Annotated in this window: 29 protein-coding genes; 24 read left to right on the forward strand and 5 right to left on the reverse strand. The window is 47.4% G+C overall.

Translation table 11 applies throughout. The features are described 5' to 3' along the window. The first annotated feature begins 4 nt into the window (after positions 1-4). The 13 genes from queE (at position 5) to ABNS04_RS05735 (ending at position 9,363) form a co-directional block, all read left to right on the forward strand. Positions 5-676 (forward strand): 7-carboxy-7-deazaguanine synthase QueE, encoded by a 672-nt coding sequence (gene queE, locus ABNS04_RS05675; RefSeq protein WP_272978262.1) that lies wholly within the window; start codon positions 5-7, stop codon positions 674-676. 88 nt (positions 677-764) lie between these two features. Then, on the forward strand, positions 765-1,055 hold the full coding sequence (locus tag ABNS04_RS05680; RefSeq protein ID WP_272978263.1) for a pilus assembly protein: 291 nt from the start codon (positions 765-767) through the stop codon (positions 1,053-1,055). Next, on the forward strand, positions 1,052-2,284 hold the full coding sequence (locus ABNS04_RS05685) for a hypothetical protein (protein WP_272978264.1): 1,233 nt from the start codon (positions 1,052-1,054) through the stop codon (positions 2,282-2,284). The genes ABNS04_RS05680 and ABNS04_RS05685 overlap by 4 nt, the downstream gene beginning before the upstream one ends. Further along, a complete protein-coding gene (locus ABNS04_RS05690; protein ID WP_272978265.1) occupies positions 2,268-2,831 on the forward strand; it encodes a hypothetical protein in 564 nt (187 codons plus the stop codon). Before ABNS04_RS05685 ends, ABNS04_RS05690 begins: the two co-directional genes overlap by 17 nt. Then, positions 2,819-3,322, forward strand: coding sequence for a hypothetical protein (locus ABNS04_RS05695; RefSeq protein WP_040487724.1), 504 nt, complete (start codon positions 2,819-2,821; stop codon positions 3,320-3,322). The genes ABNS04_RS05690 and ABNS04_RS05695 overlap by 13 nt, the downstream gene beginning before the upstream one ends. 157 nt (positions 3,323-3,479) lie before the next feature. Next, complete coding sequence (gene cpaB / locus ABNS04_RS05700) at positions 3,480-4,160, forward strand: Flp pilus assembly protein CpaB (RefSeq protein WP_272978266.1); 681 nt, start codon at positions 3,480-3,482, stop codon at positions 4,158-4,160. A gap of 13 nt (positions 4,161-4,173) precedes the next feature. Further along, positions 4,174-5,355 (forward strand): Flp pilus assembly protein CpaC, encoded by a 1,182-nt coding sequence (locus tag ABNS04_RS05705; RefSeq protein ID WP_006955236.1) that lies wholly within the window; start codon positions 4,174-4,176, stop codon positions 5,353-5,355. A gap of 2 nt (positions 5,356-5,357) precedes the next feature. Beyond that, the gene (locus ABNS04_RS05710) at positions 5,358-6,569 is read left to right on the forward strand and encodes a CpaF family protein (protein ID WP_006955237.1); all 1,212 of its coding nucleotides are present in this window, start codon (positions 5,358-5,360) and stop codon (positions 6,567-6,569) included. A 4-nt stretch (positions 6,570-6,573) separates the two neighbouring features. After that, a complete protein-coding gene (locus tag ABNS04_RS05715) occupies positions 6,574-7,419 on the forward strand; it encodes a type II secretion system F family protein (protein WP_006955238.1) in 846 nt (281 codons plus the stop codon). 116 nt (positions 7,420-7,535) lie between these two features. Continuing rightward, positions 7,536-8,213: a type II secretion system F family protein gene (locus ABNS04_RS05720; RefSeq protein ID WP_050749978.1), complete on the forward strand. Its 678-nt coding sequence runs from the start codon at positions 7,536-7,538 to the stop codon at positions 8,211-8,213. Beyond that, positions 8,213-8,632, forward strand: coding sequence for a DUF192 domain-containing protein (locus ABNS04_RS05725; RefSeq protein ID WP_286681750.1), 420 nt, complete (start codon positions 8,213-8,215; stop codon positions 8,630-8,632). The genes ABNS04_RS05720 and ABNS04_RS05725 overlap by 1 nt, the downstream gene beginning before the upstream one ends. Continuing rightward, positions 8,541-8,978: a tetratricopeptide repeat protein gene (locus ABNS04_RS05730; protein ID WP_083773239.1), complete on the forward strand. Its 438-nt coding sequence runs from the start codon at positions 8,541-8,543 to the stop codon at positions 8,976-8,978. The genes ABNS04_RS05725 and ABNS04_RS05730 overlap by 92 nt, the downstream gene beginning before the upstream one ends. Then, on the forward strand, positions 8,965-9,363 hold the full coding sequence (locus tag ABNS04_RS05735; protein WP_272977648.1) for a hypothetical protein: 399 nt from the start codon (positions 8,965-8,967) through the stop codon (positions 9,361-9,363). The genes ABNS04_RS05730 and ABNS04_RS05735 overlap by 14 nt, the downstream gene beginning before the upstream one ends. Here ABNS04_RS05735 and smpB read toward each other — a convergent pair. Continuing rightward, on the reverse strand, positions 9,360-9,839 hold the full coding sequence (smpB, locus tag ABNS04_RS05740; protein ID WP_006955243.1) for an SsrA-binding protein SmpB: 480 nt from the start codon (positions 9,837-9,839) through the stop codon (positions 9,360-9,362). The genes ABNS04_RS05735 and smpB overlap by 4 nt on opposite strands. Before the next feature lie 108 nt (positions 9,840-9,947). On the opposite strand from smpB, the gene ABNS04_RS05745 reads away from it, so the two are divergent. From ABNS04_RS05745 to sixA, 3 genes are read left to right on the forward strand one after another with little or no spacing between them, the layout of a single operon-like run. After that, on the forward strand, positions 9,948-10,379 hold the full coding sequence (locus ABNS04_RS05745) for a type II toxin-antitoxin system RatA family toxin (protein WP_006955244.1): 432 nt from the start codon (positions 9,948-9,950) through the stop codon (positions 10,377-10,379). After that, entirely contained in the window at positions 10,379-10,726 is a 348-nt protein-coding gene (locus ABNS04_RS05750) for an RnfH family protein (RefSeq protein WP_006955245.1), read from the forward strand. Before ABNS04_RS05745 ends, ABNS04_RS05750 begins: the two co-directional genes overlap by 1 nt. Positions 10,727-10,743: 17 nt before the next feature. Further along, on the forward strand, positions 10,744-11,220 hold the full coding sequence (gene sixA, locus ABNS04_RS05755; RefSeq protein WP_006955246.1) for a phosphohistidine phosphatase SixA: 477 nt from the start codon (positions 10,744-10,746) through the stop codon (positions 11,218-11,220). 3 nt (positions 11,221-11,223) lie between these two features. On the opposite strand, the gene smrB is transcribed toward sixA, so the two are convergent. Continuing rightward, entirely contained in the window at positions 11,224-11,799 is a 576-nt protein-coding gene (gene smrB / locus ABNS04_RS05760; protein WP_272977647.1) for an endonuclease SmrB, read from the reverse strand. Between the two features lie 77 nt (positions 11,800-11,876). On the opposite strand from smrB, the gene prmB reads away from it, so the two are divergent. Genes prmB through ABNS04_RS05785 form a run of 5 tightly spaced genes read left to right on the forward strand, consistent with a single transcriptional unit; the run spans position 11,877 to position 15,715 of the window. Beyond that, complete coding sequence (gene prmB / locus ABNS04_RS05765; protein WP_006955248.1) at positions 11,877-12,803, forward strand: 50S ribosomal protein L3 N(5)-glutamine methyltransferase; 927 nt, start codon at positions 11,877-11,879, stop codon at positions 12,801-12,803. A gap of 9 nt (positions 12,804-12,812) precedes the next feature. After that, complete coding sequence (aroC, locus tag ABNS04_RS05770) at positions 12,813-13,883, forward strand: chorismate synthase (RefSeq protein WP_006955249.1); 1,071 nt, start codon at positions 12,813-12,815, stop codon at positions 13,881-13,883. Beyond that, a complete protein-coding gene (locus ABNS04_RS05775; protein ID WP_272977646.1) occupies positions 13,861-14,418 on the forward strand; it encodes an elongation factor P hydroxylase in 558 nt (185 codons plus the stop codon). Before aroC ends, ABNS04_RS05775 begins: the two co-directional genes overlap by 23 nt. 15 nt (positions 14,419-14,433) lie before the next feature. Continuing rightward, positions 14,434-14,565, forward strand: coding sequence for an entericidin A/B family lipoprotein (locus ABNS04_RS05780; RefSeq protein ID WP_006955251.1), 132 nt, complete (start codon positions 14,434-14,436; stop codon positions 14,563-14,565). A gap of 7 nt (positions 14,566-14,572) precedes the next feature. After that, complete coding sequence (locus ABNS04_RS05785; RefSeq protein WP_006955252.1) at positions 14,573-15,715, forward strand: ATP-NAD kinase family protein; 1,143 nt, start codon at positions 14,573-14,575, stop codon at positions 15,713-15,715. On the opposite strand, the gene ABNS04_RS05790 is transcribed toward ABNS04_RS05785, so the two are convergent. Beyond that, positions 15,712-16,032: a 2Fe-2S iron-sulfur cluster-binding protein gene (locus tag ABNS04_RS05790; RefSeq protein ID WP_006955253.1), complete on the reverse strand. Its 321-nt coding sequence runs from the start codon at positions 16,030-16,032 to the stop codon at positions 15,712-15,714. The two genes, ABNS04_RS05785 and ABNS04_RS05790, sit on opposite strands and share 4 nt — an antisense overlap. Positions 16,033-16,141: 109 nt before the next feature. Between ABNS04_RS05790 and ABNS04_RS05795 the strand changes: the two genes are divergently transcribed. After that, on the forward strand, positions 16,142-17,452 hold the full coding sequence (locus ABNS04_RS05795; protein ID WP_272977645.1) for an NCS2 family permease: 1,311 nt from the start codon (positions 16,142-16,144) through the stop codon (positions 17,450-17,452). Between the two features lie 6 nt (positions 17,453-17,458). Continuing rightward, positions 17,459-17,944: a xanthine phosphoribosyltransferase gene (gpt, locus tag ABNS04_RS05800; protein WP_006955255.1), complete on the forward strand. Its 486-nt coding sequence runs from the start codon at positions 17,459-17,461 to the stop codon at positions 17,942-17,944. A 40-nt stretch (positions 17,945-17,984) separates the two neighbouring features. Here the strand turns inward: gpt and ABNS04_RS05805 are convergent, their stop codons facing one another. Together ABNS04_RS05805 and tsaA are read right to left on the reverse strand one after the other, a co-directional pair. Further along, on the reverse strand, positions 17,985-19,694 hold the full coding sequence (locus ABNS04_RS05805) for a proline--tRNA ligase (RefSeq protein ID WP_272977644.1): 1,710 nt from the start codon (positions 19,692-19,694) through the stop codon (positions 17,985-17,987). A 75-nt stretch (positions 19,695-19,769) separates the two neighbouring features. Then, positions 19,770-20,483 carry a tRNA (N6-threonylcarbamoyladenosine(37)-N6)-methyltransferase TrmO gene (tsaA, locus tag ABNS04_RS05810; protein ID WP_272977643.1) on the reverse strand — a complete coding sequence of 238 codons (714 nt, stop codon included), beginning with the start codon at positions 20,481-20,483 and terminating at the stop codon, positions 19,770-19,772. A gap of 219 nt (positions 20,484-20,702) precedes the next feature. On the opposite strand from tsaA, the gene ABNS04_RS05815 reads away from it, so the two are divergent. Next, positions 20,703-21,153, forward strand: a 451-nt coding sequence (locus tag ABNS04_RS05815) for a hypothetical protein (protein ID WP_348671223.1), incomplete at its 3' end; no start/stop codon positions are given.

A 21,153-nucleotide genomic window follows, 5' to 3' on the forward strand; every position in this document is an offset into this window, starting at 1 on the left:
AATCATGACTTACCGCATTAACGAAATTTTTGAAACTCTGCAGGGTGAGGGGACCTTTACGGGTGTGCCTTCAATTTTTATCCGCTTACAGGGGTGTCCTGTTGGTTGCCCTTGGTGTGATACGCAACACACATGGGACGTGAAGCAAGAAGACCAAGTGTCAGTTGCAACGATGATGGCAAAGCCTGAGGCAACGTCCGAGTGGGCGGAGATGTCCAGTGCTGATATTGTCGAACTGATAAAGCAACGCGGCTATCGTGCTAAACATGTCGTGATTACCGGTGGCGAGCCTGCAATGTATGATTTGCGAGAACTGGGTGAGGCGCTGGAAGCCCAGGGTATGCGATTACAGATAGAGACAAGCGGTACTTATGCGTTGCTCATTACAGCCGGTACATGGGTGACAGTATCGCCTAAGCTCGATATGCCTGGGGGCTATTTAGTGCGCAGCGATTGCTTGAGTCGTGCCGATGAGATCAAGCACCCGGTCGCGATGCAAAAACATATAGATGCTTTAGATAGATTGTTGCAAGGACAAAAGCTTAAATCGGATGTGGTTATTTGTTTGCAGCCTATTAGTCAACGTCCACGAGCCACCGAACTAGCGATGAAAACCTGTATTGAGCGCAACTGGCGTTTGTCGGTACAGATGCACAAATATCTGAATATCGAGTAAGTTAAAGTTAGATCGCCCTCGTTGGGTAGGGCGATACTCACATTTCCCTTCTATACTGCGGATTCCTTTCACAGCTCGAGGAATCAGTATGTGTCAATTTAATCACTTAACTCGAACCCAGCACCGCCAACACGGTCAGGGAATGACAGAATACATCATTATTGTTGCCTTAATTGCGGTTGCTGCAATTGGTGTGTATTCCATGTTTGGGCAAAGCTTACGAAACCAAGTCGCGGGTCTGGCTAAAGAAATGACAGGTCAAAGTGCGTCTTCGGAAATCAATCAAGCAAGACAGTCAGCGCGTACCGCATCAACGGTAGCGAAAAAGAATATTAACTTAGGCAATTACGACGAAGCTAACCAAACGGAAGAACAATGAACCGTCTTCTACGTAACCGAGGTATGGCACTACCGCTTTACCTAGCCTTATCAACCTTACTTTGTTTAGCGTTGCTCTCAGTCACTCAGCTAGGTCAACATGCTCGTCGACAGTTTTATCTACAAAGTGTCGCCGATAATGCTGCTATGAGTGCAGGTGTATTAATGGCGCGGCAGCTTAATTTTGCCGCGTTATTAAACCGAGCCCTGATTGGTAACCAAGTTGCACTTGCACAGTGGGTGGGCTTGCATAGTTGGTTCAATATGATGGTGTCATTAATCAATAATAGCGCCACGGTATTGTCCTTTGTTCCCGTTCTTACCGGACCTATGGTTACACTCAAGCGAGCGCTTAAAGGTATTAAATTGGGCACTGAGCGTGGTTTGTCTGCCGTGGTCATGCTTCACGTTGCTATTATTCAAGCGATCTCGGCACTGCAGACCGTATTACAGCACACCTTAATTGCCGAAATTCCATTTTCGATCGAGGACGTGGTAGCGGCACATGACGACCGTTTAGAGTGGGACGCCTTTCATGGCGGCGGTATTGTTCCTTTTCCAGCGCTTTGGTGGCGGTTGACCCAAGTCGAGTCAACACGTGACAAAGAGCAGTCAGCGTTTTTTAAAACGCTAGTGCTGAAGAGCCGAGATCCGTTTTCTAAAAAGCGAACCTACAATTGGCTCGATACTTATGCACTAAAAATTCGTCGAGCCGGAGGTAGTGACTTGGCAACGCGTTGGAATGGTGAATGGAATTGGCATGCTATCGATACAGTTTCAGCGCACTGGCGTAAATATTGGGCATTCGGCAGTATGAAAGAGCGTTTGCCGTTGGCGTGGGGGGCTTCGGCACAGTATGTTCGTGTAAAACGTTGGGCATCACTGTACGGTGAATCCGAGTGGATCAATCCATGGGCAACGTGGCTAGGTTGGCAGTCGATGCCGCGGCTCAAAGTGAAACAGCCTGCATTTCGCTTTGTTCGCTTACAACATAAAGCACGACTCGGTGCTGATAAAATTGTTATCAAAGTCACTGACCCTGAATCGGAGCAACAAGCCGTGGCAAAAGCCGAAGTGTTTTTTTCGCGTCCCAATAGTTTATTTCCGCGCTCCGACAGCAAACACGAGAAGGAAAATCTATTCAATGCGCTTTGGCAAACAAAGTTGTCGCCCCTATCGCTGATTGAACAAACCGTATTAGGCATCCAAGCCTATGAAAAGTCGACTTAACCTACAATTAAATAGCGGTCACGTATTGGTCGAGTCGCTTATAGTGGCGGGACTTTGGGTGCTGTTGGTGCTGTCTATTGCTGATGAACTCTTACCCGCTGTCAAGACGAGCGAGACGACGTTAGCTCAACAGCGACACCGCATCTTTTCTGAGCCTGAAGATTCCGAGCTATTGCAACGCTCAAGTGATTATACCTCGGCTCAGGTCAGTCATCGCGTTCTCGGACCGTTGGATAAACTCGTAAAGAATGAACTGGATATCGATAATTTCGTGCAGCCTGAACAAGAAACATCGCTATGGCCTATGGCGCAGATACGCAATGATTGGTCGGCGAGGGATGATGCGGCGTTACGCGACCGTCCTGCAGGTTGGGTGATTAATCGTGTGTTAGACATGGGGTGGTTGAATGCAGTGCGTGACATCATCGCTATTTTGCCTTTTGCCAGAGAGTTCTCAAGTGATTCATTAATTTGGGGCCATATTGATGACGAAATCGTCCCTGAGGAGGAAGAAACGTGCTCGCGGATATTCCAATGGCTTTGTTGATGTGGACATGGGCTGACCCCGCTCCAGTCCATGAGCTGATACGTTTAGTAGAGCCTGCACAGCCGGACTGGCATCAATTAGAAGAACAGTTCCCTGATTGCCCTGTCACCACTGAACTCAAGCTATGGGTTTGTGAAATTGAACAAAAAATCTGGCTATTACATCAAGGAGAAAATAAGCACTGGTGGTTATCATCGATAGACATGAATAAGCCAACAACGCAACCTCCGCCGATAAATATTGGTCTGAAACCATTCGGCTACGGGACGCAACAAGGCTATCAATATTGGCTGTTTATTGAGCCTGTTGGACGCGTTGCTATGCGGCGACAACTTGAATTTCGGTTGAGTCAGTTAAAACGTCAACGATTATCCGTAAATAGCTCGCACGAACTCATTCATTTGCCTGCATTAAACAGCTTACTTAGCCTCTATAACTATAGCCAATGGACGGTATTGATATGGTTAAAGCATCAGCAGGACAAGCGCTGACAGAGTCACTGATATTGTTATTAATGTGCGCTGTATTTTTGTTTGGCACCGATTGGGGACAGTCGGTTGTAGAGCAACTCAGGCAACTGGGAAACTTATTGACACTGCATTTTAAAACCATGCTCAACTTGATTAGCTTTGTACCAGGGAGTGGAATGTGAAAGCGAAAAAGCAATGGGTCATTTTATTGCTCATGAGTATTGTGTTGACGGCTTTCACCTTGTGGTTATTGCGCTCATACCTTAACTACGAGACGGCTAAACGTTTGAAGGCTGAGACACCTCCTGAACAAGCTATCGTGGTATTTAACCAAGACTTAAAGGCCGGCACCTTGGTTGATGCTTCGATGCTATCGCTACGTCAGTATCCGGCTCATTTAGTTAACCCAGGCTGGATGACAGAAGACTATGTCGGCACGATCTTAGATCTACCTATCAAACGCGCAGTAACCGCAGGTTCACCCGTTGAAGAGACTCAATTCGAGTTGAACTATCAAAAGCGGATGGCCGATCGCTTACCTGAAAACCACTGGGCGATTACCCTACCGGTCGACCTGATGCAATTACACGATGGACAGTTGCAACCCGATGATCGTGTTGACTTAGTCAGTAAAAAACCAATGCAAGATAGCTTAAGTGTGGTGGAGAATCTTCGCGTGCTCTCCGTAAATGGGACTGATCTTGGTCAAGGGATGTCGGTTACTTTGGCGGTCTCGGCAAAGCAACGGTTCCGGTTAGGGCAGATGATCGGTGATGGCATACAGTGGTGGGTTCGTTCCACCGGTAAGCGGCAACCATGGCAGACATACGAGCGTCGTTCAGCAATTTTAGATTGGTAGGAGCATTGATAGGATGGTAAAGCGAATACTTATTATACTCTTTGCTGCTTGGGTTCAAACCAGTAATGCGGTCACCACCGAAAACTTGACCTTAACGGTGGGCCAAAGCGAACTATTAACTATCACACCCAGCACACAAGTGATGATTGCTGATGAAGCGCTAGCACAAGCCAAATTGATCTCGCAAGATACGCTCTTAGTTCGTGGTTTATTGCCAGGTACTACCGATATGTGGTTGATCGGACCGAACGATAAACGTGTCGTTATCACCATTGTGCATGCGGTGCCGAAAACTATCGTTACGCGTTTAAAAACCTGGGCACGGGATTATCCGAATTTTAATGTGCATGAAGAGGGTCAGCACATCGAACTGAGCGGAAGTTTACCAGCGCTAGAAAGAACGGCACTCAAGAAGCTTATCGAACCTTATCCGAACATAATTGACCGAACCGTGTCGACGCGTGTCGACCACCCAATGCTTAGACTCAAAGTCACTATTTTGGAGATAAAGCAACAGTTTGTGCAGCAGTTAGGTATTCAATGGGACTCGCAAATAGACGGCCCGAATTGGCAGTGGGGCCGTCAAGGGGGCGTGCAGTGGAGTCCTCTTCTGATGTCAAACATTCAACTACTCGAACAGCAAGGCGCTGCAAAATTGCTCGCTACCCCCGTTTTGACTACACAGAGTGGACAGCCCGCCTCATTTCTTGCCGGTGGTGAAATACCGATTCCACAAGTGGTAGGACAAGGTATGCAGGACGTGAGCTTTCGAGAGTACGGTGTACGCCTAACAATCGAGCCTACGGTGTCTGCTGAAAGTAAAATTACAGCCAAACTGAGTGCCGAGGTCTCAAATATCGATCCGGCGGTAGAAGTCAACGGTGTTCCAGGCATCTTGACCCGTCGAACAGAGGCTGTACTAAGCTCGCGACACGGCGAAACTGTGGTTTTGTCAGGGTTGTTAAGTACGGATAGTAGTGAGTCAGAGGCGGGTCTACCTGGATTAAAGCAGTTACCTATCGCAGGAGAGGTATTTAAACATCGTGGTCAGCGAAACCAACATACCGAATTACTGATTTTTGTCACCAGCGAAATTGTTGCTTATGACCAACAGCGCCATCAACTGAAACAGCGCCATCAGCAACAAGCAAAGGAATGGTATTTACAAGCGGGTTGTATTGGACTCAAGGAGTGAGGATGAATAAGCAACAACTTAGACAAGCATTGAAAAATCATTTGCAGCAACGCCAAAGCGGGCTTCAAGATATGCCAGCAAATCAGTTACGAGAACACGCGAAACGCTATTTACTGGATTTGCACTCGCAACAAAGTGAAGTCTCGGAAGGAGCGGTGGCTGACGTGATTGACGAAGTTCTGGGCCTAGGTCCCATCGAGACTTTATTACGGGATGATAGCGTTTCTGAGATTATGGTTAATCGTCACGATCAAATTTTTATTGAGCGTTCAGGTAGGCTTGCAGATTCGGGCTTAACGTTTAGTGATGAGCCGAGCCTACGTCGCGTGATTGAGCGAATAGTGTTACCACTGGGGCGGCATATCGACGATTCCTCACCGATGGTCGATGCACGCCTACCGGATGGATCTCGTGTGAACGCGGTCTTACAACCTCTAGCCGTAAAAGGGAGCTGTATTACTATTCGGAAGTTTTCCGCAAAGCCCTTAACCATTGATGATTTAATTAACTATAAATCGCTATCACCTAAAGCTGCCGAATTTCTCAAACTGGCCGTTGAATGCCGACAGAATATTATTATTTCCGGAGGAACGGGGAGTGGTAAAACAACATTGCTCAATACGTTGTCTTCCTTCATTCCGAGTAATGAGCGAATCGTTACTATTGAGGATGCTGCGGAGCTTCGATTACAGCATCAAAACTTGGTCAGTCTTGAGGCTCGCCCGAAGAACCAAGAAGGCAAAGGGGCGATTCACATTCGCGATTTAGTTATTAACTCATTGCGTATGCGTCCTGATCGTATTGTGGTGGGTGAGTGTCGTGGTGCTGAGGCACTTGATATGTTACAGGCGATGAATACGGGGCATGCGGGGTCACTAAGCACCGTCCATGCAAACACCGCACGAGATGCCGTGCGGCGGTTGGAAATTATGGTTTTGATGGGGTCTATGGACTTGCCTGTGTTTGCCATTCGACAGCAGATTGCAAGTGCGGTTGACATCATCGTTCAAACCGCTCGTTTAAGTACAGGTGAACGCGTCGTAACCAGCATTGATGAAGTAACCGGAATAGATGGTGAAACATTGCAAATTGGTGCCTTATTTGCTCGTGAACGAGGAAAATCGGGCTTAGTTAGTCAGGGAATGCCCGCGCGATTCGCCGCGTCACAAGCGTCAGAAGTGAAAGAGAAAATTGCTCAAACGCTGATGGAGTAAGGTGATGTTAATCGCTGTCGTTGGCTGCGTTCTAATGACTACCGTCGTGTGGCTGGCGTGGATGCGTCAGCTCAACAAGAATCGAATTCAAGCATTCGAGGGGACGCTTGCTCAACATACGCAGCGCTCACTACAAGAGTTTTTTGTATTTTTACCCGTTAAGTGGCTGATTCGAGGCTACTTGTTTGCGTGCGCTAGTTTACCTTTATTAGCGGGTTTGGTGTGGGGAGGCAAGGCAGCGCTAGTGACCCTGCTGGTATGCGTAGTGTCGCCTCCAGTTCTCTATCGAAGAATGAGAAATAAGCGCTATCGTGCGTTGCAAAGACAGCTGCCCATGCTGCTAATGAATCTATCCAATCAACTTAAGTCTGGTATGAGTATGGTGAATGCGGTAACGAGTTTATTTGATGAATTTGAAGCGCCGTTGGGGCAAGAGGTCAACGAGCTTATACGTCAAGTCAGGTTGGGTGATGACTTACCAACCGCGCTGACTGACTGGCAACGTCGAGTACCAATTTTTAGCATCACGTTGGTCGTGCAAGCGCTCACGCTGGGTTATCGCAACGGTGGACAACAATCGCAAGTGCTTCGTCGGTTGGCTGAAAATTTGGGTCAGCAACAAAAGGTACGCGACCGGCAGCAAGCGCTATCGGCACAGGGACGGATGCAAGCTTGGGTGCTTATCTGTATGCCGCTGGCGTTATTCTTGCTGCTTAACTGGATGAAGCCGACACATACGGCTTATCTAACGAACACCTTGATAGGTCAGGTTGCACTCGGCGTGGCAATTGTGTTGACGCTCATAGGTGCGATGATGGTTAAGCGAATTTTAAATACCGATGATTTCTGATGCAGTTGATTGTCATTGTTGTTTGCCTATTTTTGTTGTGTTGTCTTACGAGTGCATTGCTAATTTGGCTAATGCGTAGACTTCGCCTTGGGCAATGGTGGGAATCGGTTTGCGACATGTTGTATCAAAAAATACCGGTGCGAACACGTGTGATGTTACGTCGCTGGTTTGATTTAGAGCAGCAAGCCGATAATTTTCAGGTGCGTGTGGTCACTTTTGCATGCGTCATCGCACTGCTCGCTTTAGTGAGTCTCGTTTTACAGTTGAGCTGGTTAATGATGATGTTAACTTTACTTACTGCATTCATCATACAACGTGGTCAGCGGCAATTTCGTAGTAAACAAGCCCGAATATATCGGGAACTACCCGACTTTAGCGATTTGCTCGCGATGATGTTGGCGTCTGGACTGCCTTTGATTCCAGCGTTAGACCGAGTGTCTAAAGCATCTAGTATGGGTTACCTGGCTAACGAAATCAGCTATGTGGGACAGCAAATTAGACGTGGACGAGATCTAACCAGTGCCTTCACAGGTTTAGCTGATCTTTATCGCGTGAACGCGCTCAGTGAGTGGTGCAAGTTGCTAAACAGAGGTTACCAACAAGGCAACAGTTTAACAGAGGCGCTGCTGTTTTTCTCTGAGCAGCTAAGAGATGAACAGCTCAATTTAGCAGAGAAGAAAGCGCAGGAAGCGCCTGTAAAACTCTTGCTTCCATTACTCAGTTGCTTTTTTCCGGTCAATTTCTTGGTCATTTTGGGTCCCATATTTATTCAGTTATACCAAGGGGGTTACTAATGTTCAGTGAGCTATTGTGGCCGGATACTCACTATTTGACCGGCTTTAGAGAGCGCTTTCGTGGAGTAACGGGAGTACGAGAACTGACGCCTTTAAGTGCCTTTTGGTTTCCCCGCTGTCAAACCGTGCATACTTTCGGTTTGCGCTTTCCTATCGATGTTGTCGCTTTGGATGCGCATGCTCGAGTTATCGCGATTAAACGAATGCTAGAGCCAAACCGAGTTTACTGGCAGCCACGGGCGCAAACACTCATTGAGGTCTGCGCGCTGTGCCCGTATCCGCTTGAGTCATGGATTGACTTACAATTTCAGTTAGAAAGGAGACAAAATGAGAAGAATCGCTGGGCTATTCGCATTATCGTTGACGGCGTGCGCGAGCACTCCACAGTCCCCTCAGTACGCTCAGTACCAGCTAGGTAGTGCTAAATCGTGGTATGAGCAGGGCGACCTACTGTCCGCTGAACAACAGCTAAATGCGCTCCATCAGAATGGTGCAGGGAGTGCTGATAGCTGGCGGTTAATGGGGAACATTCATTTGCGTCAGCATCGGCTTGAGGCCGCGAGAGAAGCTTACAAACAATCCGTGAAGCTCAATCCTCATGAGGCCGATGTCTGGCATAACTTGGCATTAACAGAGTTGCGACAAACTACAGCAACCTTGATGCGGGCGCGCACGGAACTACAACGTTTACCGGACGAGGATGAGCGACTGCTTACCCTGTTACTTAAGCTGCAACGCGTCAAACTAGAGCATGAAAAAATTTAGTCACGGCTATGCGGTGGGCTTAATGCTGCTTGCTATTACAAATTTGATGATACCCGCTGGCTTTTACATGATCACTTTGCAGCGCGGAAATTGGCTTGCCGGCGCATTGTTACGAGAGCGAATTACCATGCTCAATGATGCCTGGCAGGTTTTGTCATCGCGGCTGCAAAGAACACCTTCACCCAGTGAATTCAATAACTATTTAACACAGTCAGAGGTGCCTTGGCGAGCTGATGTGACACTCGATAACGGCACGTACTTTGCGAAGATTCCATCAGTGACTCAGACTCAGGCGCGTTACCTGACGGACTACTTTAAAGTGATTCCACTTGATAACGCAATTCGCGTAGAATTGCTGACCCGCCCCGACATTGTGCAGTATTAACGGACAGAGTGTTTAAGAATACGTGACTTCTGACGTTGCCAATCACGCTCTTTTACCGTATCGCGTTTGTCGTGAGACTTTTTGCCTTTGGCTAAGTAGCACTCCAGTTTTACCCAGCAATGCTTCCAATACATGGCAGTTGCTACGACAGCAAAGCCCTCGCGCTCTGAGGCACCGATAAGTTTATCAAGCTCTTTCTTCTTGAGCAGTAGTTTACGAGAGCGGTCGGGCTCACAGTAGACATGACTGGATGCTTGGGTCAGTGGTTGGATCTCTGCTCCCAATAAATAAGCCTCGCCATTTTTCATAATGACGTAGCTGTCGCGGATGTTGACCTTTCCTTCACGAATGCTTTTAACTTCCCAGCCTTGTAGACTGATTCCCGCCTCGAATTTTTCTTCAAGAAAGTATTCGTGACGTGCTTTCTTATTCAGTGCGATGGTCGAACTATTTGTCTGTGATTTTTTCTTACTCATGGCAACTATTATACCCATGAAAAACTAAAAGAAAATTCATTTTAAGGGCTTCAATGAATACGTGTTTGAGTTATCATTGCGCTAAACGAAGTAAGCGATAGAGGATTCATGCCTAGCATATCAAAAAGCGCGCTTGTCTCATACAGTGCTGAGCAGATGTTTAATTTAGTTAACGACATCGAATCATATCCTGAGTTTGTGCCGGGATGTGTTGGATCGCAAGTGCATGAGTCTGAGCCTGATTTTAAAATCGCAAGTCTTGATATTAGTAAGGCCGGCATTAAAAAAAGGTTCACTACGCGCAACCGTCTTTTCAAGCCAGAGCGGATAGATATGACGCTAGAAGATGGACCTTTTGAATCTCTAAGCGGTGGATGGCAATTCATTCCGCTTGCCGATGATGCCTGCAAAATTCAATTTGATTTAACGTTTGAGTTTTCAAACCGTTTATTGGGCATGGCATTTGGTAAGATATTCAGCGAAGTCACAGCGCGCATGGTCGATGCCTTTGCGAAACGTGCTAAGCAGGTTTATGGCTAATGATGGCGATGATGATGGTTGAAGTTGCTTATGCAACGCCAGAGCGACAAGCGATTGTTACGGTCACGGTTCCAGAAGGAACCGATGTGAAAACGTGTATTGAGCGGTCTGGAATACAGCAGCAATTTGTTGAAATCGATCTCGAACAACAAAAAGTGGGTATTTGGAGCAAGGCGACCAAACTAGATGCTCAGCCGCGTGATGGCGATCGCATCGAAATTTACCGTCCTCTAATAGCCGATCCAAAAGCGATACGTAAGAAGCGAGCGGAGCGGGCTAAACAAGAAGGACGCGCCGATAAAGTGACCGGTGGTCGTCCGGATACGAAACGTCGAACGAGCGAATAGGCGAAGTAGGAGTTGGGATGAAGCTTTATATCATGCGACATGGTCAAGCCGAACCAATGTCTGATGCGTGGCCAGACAGCGAACGCCGGCTTACGGATGAAGGTATTACTGAAGTCCAGCAGGCAAGTGAATGGCTGAGTCAGCAATGTGAAAGTTTGGAACAATGCTATGCCAGCCCTTATCGGCGTGCTCAAGAAACACAAAACGTGATGAATGAGCGGTTGAACTGCCAGCAACTTAAAACGTTATCTTGTTTAACACCAGAAAAGCGCGTTCATGAAACGGTGACTGAGCTTGCTGCTGAAATTTCGGTAGCGGGTGTGACCACCGCTTTGATTGTTACTCATATGCCCTTAGTGAGTTACTTGGTTGCTGAAATCGACAAAGCACAGCAACCACCGATCTTTGCAACGGCAGCAATCGCCGAAATTGAGTTTGATCCGCAGACGGGGACAGGACGCTTACAGCAACTGATGCAACCCGAGCATTGTTAGCACCTATTCTGGAGACTGCAAAAGAATAAGTATGGCTGCATCGCCGCCGTATGCTCGCGGCGCTTGATGGAAAGCTCGAACCGCGGGATGTTGAATAAGCCAATGAGGGAGTTGCTTTTTTAGAACCCCCGTCCCATGCCCATGCATTACTGAGCAGCACGTGATCAACTCGTTTTCGCAAGCTGTCAGCATTGCAGCAAGTTCTTGTTTGGCTTGCGCAACTGTCAGGCCATGTAAATCAAGTAATATCTCGGGGGCAAACTCGCCTCGCTTTAGTTGTTTCGTCAAGTAGCGGCTTTCTCCAGGCGCCGTATAGTTGATTTTATCATCACCGAGATAGCCCTCGAAGTTGTCAGAGAAGGTATCGTTAACCACATCTTGAACTTGCTTTATCGCTTGTTTTTGCTGTTTGTGGCGCTTGCGGTTGACTTTTTGTCGCGCTGATAAAGGCTCAATCTCATCATTTTTTAACGGCTTGATACCCGCCATAGCTTGTCGAAATAGCTGATGTTCGTCAGCATCTGACCGGCTCTCTTGGTCGCCACTATTTTCCAGTTTTGCTTTGTATTTTGAAGTCATGATGGATGATTCCTAGCGCTGCTTAAGGTATCTTATACGGCAGTTAAGTATAACCGATTTACTAGCAGGGGATAAGTTTGGATTCAGAAGCTACTCAGCAAGCCGTGAATGAACTACACACCATTGACGATATTTTGCGTTGGAGTGTTAGTCAAATGGGCAAAGCAGGTACCTACTTTGGCCATGGGTATGCAAACGCAGTGGAAGAAGCGCGTGCGTTGCTTGGCTACGTTTTATCGCTCACACCCGATGAACTCATCGATATGAGGCATTGTCGTTTAACTCAGCAAGAAAAGACACAGTACGTCGAGTTGCTCGGAAAACGCATTGCTGATAGGAAACCAGCTGCTTATCTTTTGAATCAAGCGTGGTTTGCAGGTTTACCTTTCTACGTCGATGAGCGCGTGTTAGTGCCGCGTTCGCCATTCGCCGAGCTTATCGAGCAAGGTTTTCAGCCCTGGCTTACTCACGCGCCTGAGCGTGTCCTGGACATGTGTACGGGCAGTGGCTGTATAGCGGTCGCGTGTGCCTACGCGTTCCCAGAAGCCGAGATCGATGCGACAGATATTTCTGCCGATGCGTTGAGCGTGGCTGAATTCAACATCGGGGAACATGGGCTTGAAGAGCAAGTCTTTCCCATTCAGTCGGATATATTTACCGGCTTGCAGGGTCAACAATATGACTTAATTGTAACTAACCCGCCTTATGTTGACGCTGAGGATATGTCTGATCTGCCAGATGAGTTTCGGCATGAACCTGAACTAGGTTTGGCGGCTGGCGACGATGGCTTGAGCCTCGTGGATACGATGTTGTTAGAAGCGGCTGATCATTTAACAGATAACGGCTTATTATTTTGTGAGGTCGGTAATTCAATGGCAGCACTCGATGAGAAGTATCCTGAAACAGGCTTTATTTGGTTGGAATTTGAGCGCGGCGGGCACGGTGTCTTTGTGCTCAATAAAGCGCAACTCGAACACCATCGTGCTTGTTACGGAAAGGCGTAGGAGCGAGAAATGGCCGGGAACACCTGGGGCAAATTATTTACAGTAAGCACTTTTGGTGAGAGCCATGGTGTGGGGCTAGGTGCAGTAGTCGATGGCTGCCCAGCCGGAATCGAGCTTAGTTGCGAAGATATTCAGCAAGCACTTGACCGGCGTCGTCCAGGGACCAGTCGCTATACGACACAGCGACAAGAACCTGACCAAGTTGAGATCTTGTCGGGCGTGTTTGAAGGGCGCACCACGGGGACCCCGATCGGTTTACTTATTCGCAATCAAGACCAACGCAGCCAAGATTACAGCGCTATTAAGCAACAATTTCGCCCAGGGCATGCCGATTATACTTATCAAAAAAAATACGGTATTCGCGATTACCGCGGTGGCGGTCGTTCATCCGCACGAGAGACCGCGATGCGGGTTGCGGCTGGCGCGATCGCAGCTAAGGTATTGGCTCAGCAAGGTATTAGCATTCGTGCCGCATTAACACAAATGGGGTCGGTTGTTGCGCCAGTTAAAGATTGGTCTGCTGTTAATGGGAATGCGTTTTTCTGCGCCAATCCCGATGCGGTCGAGCCTATGGATGCGTTAATTCGCGAGCTTAAAAAGCAGGGGGACTCAGTAGGTGCACGCATTTACGTTGAGGCCTGCGGCGTACCAGTTGGTTGGGGCGAGCCTGTATTCGATAGGCTTGATGCGGATATTGCTAAGGCACTGATGAGCATTAATGCGGCTAAGGCGGTCGCTGTGGGTGATGGTTTTGATGTAGTCACCCAACGCGGCAGTGAACATCGCGACGAAATGACCATAGAAGGATTCCAATCTAATCATGCCGGCGGTGTGCTCGGTGGGATTTCAACAGGGCAGACGGTAAACGCAGAAGTGGCGTTTAAGCCCACCTCAAGTATTAGTATTCCCGGTAAAACGATTACGACTGAAGGTGAAGCCGTTGATATCGTTACCAAAGGGCGCCACGATCCGTGTGTTGGTATTCGTGCTGTTCCTATCGTTGAGGCGATGATGGCTTTGGTTTTAGTTGATCATTTTTTACGTGATAGAGGTCAGAATGCGGGCGTCCAGCGAAGTTAGCTGTGAGCACCAGTCGCGTCACTACCAGCAATTAGTCGATATTTTTAATCAGTGTTTTGCAGATACTGAGCACACGATATTGGTGCGCGGTGACGATGAGCCCTATTATCGTCCAGCCGCCGAAGGTGAAACTTATCATCAAGTGGTATTCGCTCACGGCTTTTTTGCTTCAGCACTTCATGAGGTAGCGCACTGGTGTATTGCTGGGCGGGTGCGACGCCATATCTTCGATTACGGTTATTGGTATGTGCCTGACGGGCGTAATGCAATGCAGCAGCAACAGTTTGAAAAGGTCGAAGTGAAGCCACAAGCGCTCGAGAAGTTATTTTCCGTTTGTGCCGGGGTGCCGTTTCAGGTCAGTGTCGATAACTTATCGGGTGTTGAGGTTAATCGACAAGCCTTTAATAGCAAAGTAAGCGATCAACTTTTCGATTTTATGCGTACTTCATTACCGACAAGAGCGAAAGTTTTTGCTCAGGCATTATGTCGTTATTACCAACGACCTTGGCCTTCAGTCGAGTCGTTGGCACGTTAACAACGAGGAGGAATTATGAAACGCTATTTTGCGATGTTGATTGCGGTAATGGGTCTTGCAAGTTGTTCTACTATTGAGGGCATGGGACAAGATGTCGAAGATGCAGGCGAAGCTATCGAAGAGTCTGCGGATGAGAATGGAGCTTAGTTAATACATGCAGTACAGCCGTCGTTTCTCGATTGGATTAGTGATAAACCCTTTTGCAGGTATTGGTGGTGCTGTTGCACTGAAAGGAAGTGACGGCGAGCATACTCGCCAAACAGCACTCGCGTTAGGTGCAACGCCAAAAGCCAATCATCGAGTAACGACGGCGTTGCAGCAACTGCAGTATCTAGCCAACCAGATCCACTTTGTAACGGCAGCAGGGTCTATGGGAGCTGACGCCGTCGCAGGGTTGGGCTTTGATTATAACATTGCATATCAACCCCAAGCGCAACAAACAGAAGCGACTGATACACAGGCTGCGATCAGAGCCATTCAAGAACACAATCCCGATGTGATTGTATTTGCCGGCGGTGATGGAACTGCTCGTGATGTCTACACTGCGATTAAGCCGGAACAGTTGGTGCTCGGTATTCCTGCGGGGGTGAAAATTCACTCAGGTGTATACAGTATTAGTCCTAAAGCCGCATCTCGAGTTTTAGAAAATATGATAAGTGGTGGTCTATCCAGTGTCCGTTATGCAGATGTAATGGATATTGACGAAGATTTATTTCGTCAAGGTACGGTAAAAGCGAAACGTTTTGGCGAGATGTTAGTGCCTGACGAGTTGCAGTATATCCAAGCGGTGAAAATGGGAGGCAAAGAGAGCGATGAGCTGGTGTTGGCGGATATAGCCGCCGAAGTTGAAGAGCGCCTTGATGACGAACATTTAATTGTTGGTTCTGGTTCAACCATTAACGCCATTATGGAAGACATGGGATTGAATAATACGTTGCTCGGTGTTGACTGGGTCCACGATGGCGATGTTTTGGCACAGGATCTGACCGAATCAGAGCTCTATGAGCGTGTGAAGCAGGTTTCTTCAGGGCAGGTTAAGCTGCTGCTCACTGTGATTGGTGGTCAAGGTCATGTGATTGGTCGCGGAAACCAGCAATTAAGTCCACGTGTTTTAGACGCGGTGGGGCGAGAAAATGTTTGGTTAGTCGCCACAAAAAGTAAATTAAAAGGTTTGGAAGGGCGTCCGCTGCGAATCGATTCAGGAGATGATGCGCTCGACCACGCTTGGTCCGGCATGATTTCCGTTATTACGGGTTATCATGACGAGGTAGTCGTGCGCATTGAAGCGGTCGATTAAAACTGACGCTTTGGTAGGTGGACAACGAGACCATCAAGCTCTTCAGTCATTTCTATCTGACAACTCAGGCGGCTGTTATCTTCCGGATCTATTGCCATATCGAGCATGTCTTCTTCTTGCTCAGAGGCCTGAGGTAATTTACTTAACCAAGCTTTGTCGACATAAACATGACAGGTGGCACATGAGAGAACGCCCCCACATTCACCGACGATCCCATCGATGAAATTTTCGGTAGCGGCTTCCATGACATTGGTGCCTACATCAACTTCGGCCTCGTGTTGACCACCCTCGGCATCAACAAAATATACGGTTGGCATGATTCATTCCTTATACTGCATTCATAATTATTGCCCGATAGGATAGAATACGCGGCTTTTAAGCTCAATCCAAAAATCGCATTTGTTGCACAAATAGGGTGGGAATTTCATGCAAGCAGTGGCGGCTTGGTTAGATAAGTGGTTTGGCTTTTACAGTCGCGGTAGTTCGGTGAAAAAGGAAGTGATTGGCGGCGCTACGACCTTCTTAACCATGGCTTATATTATTTTTGTGAACCCATCGATTCTGAGTGAAGCTGGGATGGATTACGGAGCCGTTTTTGTTGCCACATGTCTAGCTGCTGCAATAGGTTGTTTTGTGATGGGGTTTTGGGCTAACTATCCAGTCGCCTTAGCACCCGGCATGGGGCTCAATGCGTTTTTTACCTATTCGGTCGTTGGCGGCATGGGGTACGATTGGCAGACTGCCCTTGGTGCTGTGTTTTTCTCTGGTATTACTTTCTTTATATTATCGGTTTTTCGCGTGCGCGAATGGATCATCCAGTCCATTCCAATGACCTTGCGGCGAGCGATCGCTGCGGGAATTGGCGCGTTTTTAGCACTTATTGGATTAAAGAACGCGAATATTGTGGTGGCTAATGATGCCACCATCGTGACTTTAGGTCACTTAGGCGATCCATCGGTTATTCTCGCGGCGTTTGGTTTCTTTACGATTATTGGACTGGCAGCACGAGGTGTTCAAGGTGCTGCGTTGATGAGTATTCTTGCTATCACCTTAATCGCCTGGGTCCTAGGTTACGTAGATTTTAAAGGTATAGCTTCGATGCCGCCTAGCTTGGCACCGACTTTTATGCAGATGAACATCGAGGCTGCATTTGACTTAGGTATGCTATCGGTCATTTTTGCGTTCTTGTTTGTCGACTTGTTCGACACCTCAGGTACGTTATTGGCGGTTGCTCAGAAGGCCGGACTGGCTAAAAGGGATGGTAGTCTTCCTCGTTTAGAGCGGGCTTTGATGGCCGACAGCACGGCGACAGTCGCTGGCTCAATGATGGGTACGTCGACTACCACCAGTTATGTCGAATCGGCCGCAGGTGTCGCCTCAGGCGGTAAAACGGGACTTGCAGCAGTGGTGGTCGGCGTTTTGTTTCTTTTAGCGATGTTTTTCTCGCCATTAGCCGGCATGATTCCACCGTATGCAACAGCCGGCGCAATTATTTATGTCGCAGTATTGATGTTGTTTACTTTGCAGGATGTTGATTGGAATGACATTACCGAAGCAGCACCGGTGATGGTGGTGCTACTCATGACACCACTCACGTTTTCTATCGCAGATGGTATTGCGCTTGGGTTTATCAGTTACGTCGTTATTAAGCTTCTGGCCGGTAAGACTAAAGAGTTAACCGTTAGCGTGGTATTATTGGCGTTATTATTTATTAGTAAATTTATTTGGTTGGGGTAACAGATTATGGGTTGGCACTCAAATAGAGAGTTTTTTGTTTCTTGGGAAGAACTACATCGCGCTACACGAGAGTTGGCACACCGCCAGTTACCCGCTGAACAATATAAAGGTGTAATCGCGGTGAGTCGTGGCGGTTTAGTTCCAGCTGCGATTATTGCACGTGAATTAAACTTACGTACTGTTGACTGTGTTGCGGTCAGTTCCTATGCACACGATCAGCAAAAAGATGAGTTGGCGTTATTGAAAGACGTATCAGCCACTGAAGATGGAGAGGGCTTCTTGGTTGTCGACGATCTTGTTGATACGGGCAATACCTTGAAGTTTTTACGTAAACGCTTGCCTAAGGCAAAGTTTATCACCGTTTACGCTAAGCCTGCGGGTATTGAGTTAGTAGACGATTATGTCGCTGATCTTGAACAAGAAACTTGGATTCACTTTCCGTGGGATATGCATTTGCACTATGTCGAGCCATTGGCGGGACAGGAAAGTTAAGCTGATAAAAAACCCCGCATTTGCGGGGTTTTTAGTGTGATTATGCGTTGCGCAAGGTCTGATTCAAAAATTCAAGCACGCTGTTAATCGGCATTTTTTGTTTGTCACGGTCACTACGTGATTGATACTCGACCATTTCTTCATCGAGATTACGTTCACCAATGACGATTTGATGCGGCACACCGATCAATTCCATATCGGTAAACATAACACCTGGGCGTTCTTTGCGATCATCGAATAGCACATCAAAACCGGCATCGCGAAGTTGCTGATAAAGTTCGTTAGCAACTTTTTGTACACGCGCCGACTTATGCATATTCATTGGTACAATGGCAACCTCAAACGGCGCTAACTCATTTGGCCAGTTGATACCGCGGTCATCGTGGAATTGTTCGATCGCAGCTGCGACAACGCGAGAAACACCGATTCCGTAACAACCCATGGTTAAGGTTTCGTGTTTACCCGTTTCCGACAATACACCCACCTTCATCGCATTGCTGTATTTCTTGCCTAATTGGAAAATATGACCCACTTCAATGCCGCGCGCAATCTGCAATGTGCCTTGACCACATGGACTAGGATCGCCTGCAACAACGTTACGAATGTCTTCTACAGCAGAGATTTCAGCATCACGATCCCAGTTGACCCCAGTCAACCACTGACCCTGTTTATTTGCGCCACAAGCAAAGTCGGCTAGCACAGCGGCACTGCGATCAACGATGACCGGCATTGATGCATTAACAGGACCGATAAAGGAGCCGTGACAACCCATCAATTTATCGCTATCAAGCACCTCAATGGGCGCTGCGATCTGTGTTAGCTTTTCAGCTTTAATGGTATTCAGCTCGTGGTCCGCGCGCCAAACTAACATGACGACCTCAGCCTCCACTTCATCGCTGGCTTTGACCAAAGTACATTGTACTGCTTGTTGTGCATCGACAGCTAATGGCTGCAGGAAAGTACTGACTTCATGACCTGTAACATCATGTACTTGTTTATCTTGACTGGCTTGTGAACGCTCAGTTTTTGGAGCGATTGCCTCTGCCATCTCCACGTTCGCCGCGTAGTCCGAACCATCAGAGAACGCGATAGCATCCTCTCCTGAGCCCGCTAGGACATGAAATTCGTGCGATGCGTGACCGCCAATCGAGCCTGTATCAGCAATAACCGGTCTAAAGTCTAGACCTAAGCGTTGGAAGATACGGCAATAGGCGTCGTACATTTCATCATAGGCTTGCTGCAGTGACTCATCCGTTAAGTGGAATGAGTATGCGTCTTTCATCATGAACTCGCGTGCACGCATCACCCCAAAACGAGGGCGAATCTCGTCACGAAACTTGGTTTGAATCTGGAACAGTGTCAAAGGCAACTGTTTATAGCTACTGACTTCTTTTCTTACCAACTCACTAATAATCTCTTCATGGGTCGGACCTAACAAGAAATCACGCTCATGACGATCTTTAATACGCAACAGTTCAGGACCATAGTCTTCCCAACGGCCAGACTCTTGCCACAAGTCAGCGGGTTGCACCATCGGCATTAAAATTTCTAAGGCGTTGATACGCTCCATTTCCTCGCGTACAACACGCTCAACTTTCTTCAATACACGAAGACCGGTCGGGGTCCATGTGTAGAGTCCCGATGCCACTTTTCGGATCATGCCGGCTCGCAGCATTAGCTGATGGCTGACAATCTCAGCATCAGAGGGCGTTTCTTTTAAAGTAGATAGTAAATATTGACTGCTGCGCATGGTCGAACAATCTCTATGTCAGTTGAACAAAATCGGAGGGAAGTTTAACAGCCTATCTGCAAGCGACAAAGCCTTTTACGGACAATAGCGGACAATTTTTTCTACGGTCACTTCGTTGTCCACAACTCGCCACTTTATATCTAAATCATATAGGCGGCTTGCGTAGGTTTTATTGTCAGTTTTGTTCTTTTTGTAGGCGGGACGCACATCAAAGCTAAGCAATTCAACAATTAACGACTCAAGCTGCGGATAAGTCTCTTTTTGCTGCTTTATGAAATGTGCCGCATCGCGAGCAAAAAAGACCGCTAAGCTGGCGCTCGGTGCTTCGGGTGCGAGCGAACTGCTAGCGTCGTCTATTTTGTCACAATACGGAATATAAGGCTTGATATCGATTAAGGGAGTGCCGTCAACTAAATCGGCACCGGCGACGACTAAATGAAAGTACGGTTCATTATTAACCGCTAATAATTTAACCGCCGACAAACCGATGTTGTTGGGTCTAAACGGTGAGCGGGTGGCAAATACGCCGACTTTTTGGTTTCCTCCAAGTCGCGGTGGTCTCACTTGTGCCTGCCACTGTGAGCCTTTGTTGTGATGAAACTGGAACACTAACCAAAGATGACTGTGTTGCTCGATTCCGCTGAACGCTGCGGGATAATCGTAATCACCGCAAGGCTTGATGATGCCCTGAACGTGGGTAGCGAGTCCTGGTTGGCGCGGTACAGAAAACTTTTCAGGAAAAGGTGTGTGTATATGAGCGATGGTTTGGGGCATTAGGTTGTTTGTCATTTATCTTAACTGTTAGCGGATTTAACTAAATTTTGGTGGTTGGAAAAAATAGAAGCATTGCACTAAAGCTATAAAATTTATCTAAGTTTCTGTATTTAAAAGAAAAAATAACTTTGGCACACGCTTTGCTAAATCTTTACTACAACATAACTGTTTAGTTTGACCTGTTCACGATGTTTGGAACGTCAGCTACAAAAATAACATAGAAAGGAAAGCAACATGATGAAAAATAAAGTATGGCCCATAGCAATTTTTTTAGTCGGTGGTTTGACCGTGACTTCAGCAGCTTGTGCGCAAGACGTTGTTAAGCGTTCACATACATTCAACGTGTCTTCAGATACAGAGCTGAGTGTTGAAGCAGCCGTCGGAACAGTTGAATTCGTGAAAGGCGATATAAACTCACAGGTTGTCGAAGTTGAGCTCGTTATAGAGGCCAATGATGATAGTTTTTTCTATGGTGGTGGTGATATTAACAGCGTGCACTTAGAGGCCGATCAACACGGTAATGAATTAGAATTAAGTATTGAACCGGATGACGAAGAGGTTGAAGTTACTTGGCGTATTACCTTACCCAAACTGAAAGGTGTTGATGCAGAGCTTGGTGTGGGTGAGATGTCTGGCGAACTGTATACCACTAATGCCTCTTTTGAAGTGGGCGTGGGTGAGATTG

Origin of the sequence: uncultured Idiomarina sp. (assembly GCF_964010655.1) — a bacterium.
Classification (GTDB): Bacteria; Pseudomonadota; Gammaproteobacteria; order Enterobacterales; family Alteromonadaceae; genus Idiomarina; species Idiomarina baltica.

Excerpts from the sequence above, each read along its gene's own strand:
- queE (WP_272978262.1), top strand. The coding sequence starts at position 5 with ATGACTTACCGCATTAACGAAATTTTTGAAACTCTGCAGGGTGAGGGG.
- ABNS04_RS05680 (WP_272978263.1), top strand. The coding sequence starts at position 765 with ATGTGTCAATTTAATCACTTAACTCGAACCCAGCACCGCCAACACGGT.
- ABNS04_RS05685 (WP_272978264.1), top strand. The coding sequence starts at position 1,052 with ATGAACCGTCTTCTACGTAACCGAGGTATGGCACTACCGCTTTACCTA.
- ABNS04_RS05690 (WP_272978265.1), top strand. The coding sequence starts at position 2,268 with ATGAAAAGTCGACTTAACCTACAATTAAATAGCGGTCACGTATTGGTC.
- ABNS04_RS05695 (WP_040487724.1), top strand. The coding sequence starts at position 2,819 with ATGGCTTTGTTGATGTGGACATGGGCTGACCCCGCTCCAGTCCATGAG.
- ABNS04_RS05705 (WP_006955236.1), top strand. The coding sequence starts at position 4,174 with ATGGTAAAGCGAATACTTATTATACTCTTTGCTGCTTGGGTTCAAACC.
- ABNS04_RS05710 (WP_006955237.1), top strand. The coding sequence starts at position 5,358 with ATGAATAAGCAACAACTTAGACAAGCATTGAAAAATCATTTGCAGCAA.
- ABNS04_RS05715 (WP_006955238.1), top strand. The coding sequence starts at position 6,574 with ATGTTAATCGCTGTCGTTGGCTGCGTTCTAATGACTACCGTCGTGTGG.
- ABNS04_RS05720 (WP_050749978.1), top strand. The coding sequence starts at position 7,536 with ATGTTGTATCAAAAAATACCGGTGCGAACACGTGTGATGTTACGTCGC.
- ABNS04_RS05725 (WP_286681750.1), top strand. The coding sequence starts at position 8,213 with ATGTTCAGTGAGCTATTGTGGCCGGATACTCACTATTTGACCGGCTTT.
- ABNS04_RS05730 (WP_083773239.1), top strand. The coding sequence starts at position 8,541 with ATGAGAAGAATCGCTGGGCTATTCGCATTATCGTTGACGGCGTGCGCG.
- ABNS04_RS05735 (WP_272977648.1), top strand. The coding sequence starts at position 8,965 with ATGAAAAAATTTAGTCACGGCTATGCGGTGGGCTTAATGCTGCTTGCT.
- smpB (WP_006955243.1), bottom strand. The coding sequence starts at position 9,839 with ATGAGTAAGAAAAAATCACAGACAAATAGTTCGACCATCGCACTGAAT.
- ABNS04_RS05745 (WP_006955244.1), top strand. The coding sequence starts at position 9,948 with ATGCCTAGCATATCAAAAAGCGCGCTTGTCTCATACAGTGCTGAGCAG.
- ABNS04_RS05750 (WP_006955245.1), top strand. The coding sequence starts at position 10,379 with ATGATGGCGATGATGATGGTTGAAGTTGCTTATGCAACGCCAGAGCGA.
- sixA (WP_006955246.1), top strand. The coding sequence starts at position 10,744 with ATGAAGCTTTATATCATGCGACATGGTCAAGCCGAACCAATGTCTGAT.
- smrB (WP_272977647.1), bottom strand. The coding sequence starts at position 11,799 with ATGACTTCAAAATACAAAGCAAAACTGGAAAATAGTGGCGACCAAGAG.
- aroC (WP_006955249.1), top strand. The coding sequence starts at position 12,813 with ATGGCCGGGAACACCTGGGGCAAATTATTTACAGTAAGCACTTTTGGT.
- ABNS04_RS05775 (WP_272977646.1), top strand. The coding sequence starts at position 13,861 with ATGCGGGCGTCCAGCGAAGTTAGCTGTGAGCACCAGTCGCGTCACTAC.
- ABNS04_RS05780 (WP_006955251.1), top strand. The coding sequence starts at position 14,434 with ATGAAACGCTATTTTGCGATGTTGATTGCGGTAATGGGTCTTGCAAGT.
- ABNS04_RS05785 (WP_006955252.1), top strand. The coding sequence starts at position 14,573 with ATGCAGTACAGCCGTCGTTTCTCGATTGGATTAGTGATAAACCCTTTT.
- ABNS04_RS05790 (WP_006955253.1), bottom strand. The coding sequence starts at position 16,032 with ATGCCAACCGTATATTTTGTTGATGCCGAGGGTGGTCAACACGAGGCC.
- ABNS04_RS05795 (WP_272977645.1), top strand. The coding sequence starts at position 16,142 with ATGCAAGCAGTGGCGGCTTGGTTAGATAAGTGGTTTGGCTTTTACAGT.
- gpt (WP_006955255.1), top strand. The coding sequence starts at position 17,459 with ATGGGTTGGCACTCAAATAGAGAGTTTTTTGTTTCTTGGGAAGAACTA.
- ABNS04_RS05805 (WP_272977644.1), bottom strand. The coding sequence starts at position 19,694 with ATGCGCAGCAGTCAATATTTACTATCTACTTTAAAAGAAACGCCCTCT.
- tsaA (WP_272977643.1), bottom strand. The coding sequence starts at position 20,483 with ATGACAAACAACCTAATGCCCCAAACCATCGCTCATATACACACACCT.